The sequence below is a fragment of the Frankia umida genome (assembly GCF_023242945.1).
In the GTDB taxonomy this organism is placed as follows: domain Bacteria; phylum Actinomycetota; class Actinomycetes; order Frankiales; family Frankiaceae; genus Frankia; species Frankia umida.
Genome location: NZ_JALKFT010000083.1, coordinates 1 through 1,800, shown reverse-complemented (window position 1 = coordinate 1,800; position 1,800 = coordinate 1). Strand labels below are relative to the sequence as shown.

At 62.3% G+C, this 1,800-nt stretch carries 1 protein-coding gene; it reads right to left on the bottom strand.

The window, feature by feature from the left end:
• Positions 1-87 precede the first annotated feature (87 nt).
• Positions 88-1,341, bottom strand: coding sequence for a group II intron reverse transcriptase/maturase (gene ltrA / locus MXD59_RS25845; RefSeq protein WP_248822372.1), 1,254 nt, complete (start codon positions 1,339-1,341; stop codon positions 88-90).
• Positions 1,342-1,800 lie beyond the last annotated feature (459 nt).

Sequence of the window (1,800 nt, the reverse complement as noted above, 5' to 3'; positions counted from 1 at the left end):
GGTCGGGTGGCCCGGGGGAATCGCACCCCCGGGCTCCCGCAGATCCCGGCGTGACACTCTCGCGTCACCGGGCTCTTCTTGTCCTTCTCACCAGAAGCCGTGGATCCACTGCCAGTGCGCGAACAGCGTCGGGTACTGCGAGGTTATCCTCTTCCACGCCTGGTGCGCTTTGGCGAAGGTCCTCAGCCGTCGGTACTTCTTTCGTATCCACCGCAGCAGATTTGCACTGATGCGGTAGAGGAGCGAATACAGCTCGGTCTTGTAGAAGGCACCGTAGTACTGCATCCAGCCCCGGATGACGGGATTGACCGCACGGGCGATCCCGCCCATGGTGTGGCCGGTGAGCGTGTGAAGCCGCCAGGACTTCACTTTCTTGCTCATCTTCTTGATGGCGTCCTTGCTGGCCGCCGGGACAAACCCGGTGAACACGTTCCCGTTCTTTGCCCGCACCCCTCGCGCCTGGAAGGTGAAGCCAAGGAAAGTGAATTCGGTGTGCTCATGCGAGCCACGTCTTTTCCCGTCCTTGCAGTACACGATCCGGGTTTTCTCCGGGTGCAGGCTGACACCGACCTGCTCCAGCCTCTTCCGCAGCCTGTCCAGCACGAATCTGGCTTGGGCCAGGGACTTGCAGTGCACGACCGCGTCATCGGCGTAGCGTTCGAAAGGACAGGCCGGGAACTCCCGGGCCATCCACAGGTCGAACGCGTAGTGCAGGAACAGGTTGGCGAGTACGGGGCTGACCGCGGATCCTTGTGGGGTTCCGCGGTCGCGTTCCGCCAGCGTTCCGTCGGGCATCCTGATGGGAGCGGCAAGCCACCGCTTCACGTAGAGGATCACCCAGGGCAAGGTGGTATTTGCCTCGACGGCCGCGATGATGCGGTCCCAGGGGACGGTGTCGAAGAACTTCCGCACGTCCAGGTCTATGACCCAGTCGTACTTCCAGCACCGCTGCCGGCATCTCCCCACGGCGTCCAGCGCGCCTTTCCGGGGTCGGTACCCGTAGGAGTCCGGGTGGAACTTTGGTTCCACCACGCTCTCCAGTCGGGTTGCGACCACGGTCTGCGCAATCCGGTCACCTACGGTAGGAACGCCGAGCATCCTGGTTCCCGCGCCATGCGCCTTAGGGATCTCCACCGCTTTTACCGGAGGCGGGAAGTACGAGCCCGACGACATCCGGTTCCAGATCCTGTACAGGTTTCCCTTCAGATCGGACTCGAATTCCGCCAGGCCGACCCCGTCGACTCCGGCAGTGCCCTTGTTGGCCGCCACCTTCCGATATGCCTGCCACACCTCCCACTTGGAAATGCCGAACGGCTTTTCTGGTGATACCTGCCCGCTCACCTGATTCCTCCCAGCCACGCTGGTTGACCCTGCAAACGAACCACGGACAAGCCAGCCCCTTCGCTCCGCTCCCACCGCATCAAGCAGGAACTTCGCCGCTACTACGAGCTGGTCCGCCTGCGCGCCCCACGACGGTACTCAATTCCTCACGGTTCAAACGCTTGGAACTCTCCCTCTCGCCGCCCTTTATAAAACGGCAGTTTCAGGGCACGCCATCCCACGTTCCGTACGAAAGCCGCAGTCCAGGCTCGCGCCACCTCTGCGCCGGGCACCACCTGGCCAGCAATCCGGGCAACCACCAGGCTCATCCCGGGCCAAGCAGTAACACCCGGTTTTGATGCCACTTCTCTAAATAACGACGCTATCAAACGGTGAATCCCTCACGGGACTTTCAATGCAACGCCTTCCTGGACCCCACCTGACGCATCACGTGCGCCTTTTCCCTCATCGCTCACCACG